Genomic DNA, 1,361 nt, shown 5'->3' on the forward strand with positions numbered 1-1,361 from the left:
GTCGGGCTGAAAGCCGCGTCGGCCGAAAAGGTTTTCTTCAGTGCGCTGCTGGCATTCAGCGCCCCCTTCTGGTCGATCCAGCTCCAGGCCAGCGTGCCCATGATCGACCAGTGCCTGTCGATCGTCAGCGTATCGCCCACGATAAAGGACTGGCTGACGATGCTGCTGGATTTGTAGCGCCCCTTGTAATAGGGCTGCGTGCCGTTGGTCGGCGCGGCACCATACATATTGTATGTGCCCAGGCTCTGCGCGGGTGTTACGGCAGTCGTCGGGTTATAATTTCCCATCATGTAGCCGTTGGTGCCGATGACCAGGTCATGCCTGATCGGCCCGGTATAAATGCGACCGTTGAAGTACGCCATGTTGCTGCCGACGCGGAAATCGTTCGCCGTCGTTGTCGCCGTGGCTTTCGACGTATAGAATCCATCGGTGCCGTCGGCCGCGGTCAGCGTATCGCTGATGCCGAAGGACTGGCGCATGGCATCCTGGTACAGCCCGCCCAGCGTAAAGCTCCAGTCCCTGTTGATCTCGTGCCTGATCTTGGCCAGGAACGTATTGGTCTCCATGTTGTAACCGCTCCAGTCAGGCGCCAGGCGCCTCCCCAGGTCCGGTGCCTCGGGCAGTTGCCCTCCGATGCCGGTCGGATTGGCGGCCGTGCCGGCAGAAATGCCGAAGCCGGGTGCCAGGCCGCGTGCGGCGTAGGTATAATGGCTGGCGTCAAGTTCGATAACCGTCTTGTCGTCCAGATGGATATCGAAATCGGCGCTGACCATCTCGCGCCGGATCCAGCTTCCCGACGCATAGCCCGTGCCGTTGGCATGCAGCATGTTCAGCCGGTAGCCGAACCAGCCGTTCCTGCCGACACGGCCGGAGACATCGCCATTGACGATGGGGGTGCCGATGGAATCCGCACCGACCGAAAGCCGTTCGGTCCGCCGGTCGGTCGGGCGCTTGAGCGTATATTCGAAGACGCCAGCCGGGTTTTCCGGTCCATACATCGCCCCGGCCAGGCCGTTGAGGACCTGCAGGTTATCGACCCATTCGGCCGGATAGGGGGTGGTGGACACCACGTTCAGCCCGTCCAGGCGGGAATTGGATACCACGTCGGCCTCGAACCCGCGCGACTGCGGGCGCGACGTATTGGGGTCGCCCCGGATTTCCAGCTGCACCGACGGCAGGTACTGCGCCATGTCGTTGATGTTGCGGATCTGCTGATTGACCACGACGTCATGCGGAACGCCCATGACGGAATAAGGCGTATCCAGCGTGTCCCGATTGCCCAGCGGGCCGAGATAGACGCTCTTGTTCATATATTTCGCGGCCGTGCCATCCGCCGCATGACGGCCATGGACGGTCACCGT

The 1,361-nt window shown here is 62.0% G+C and carries 1 protein-coding gene; it reads right to left on the reverse strand.

The genetic code is table 11. From position 1 onward, the window contains the following. A partial coding sequence (locus HLH28_RS17835) for a TonB-dependent siderophore receptor (protein ID WP_182961940.1) occupies positions 1–1,361 on the reverse strand: 1,361 nt, incomplete at both ends.

The organism is Gluconacetobacter tumulisoli (genome assembly GCF_014174155.1).
Taxonomy (GTDB): domain Bacteria; phylum Pseudomonadota; class Alphaproteobacteria; order Acetobacterales; family Acetobacteraceae; genus Gluconacetobacter; species Gluconacetobacter tumulisoli.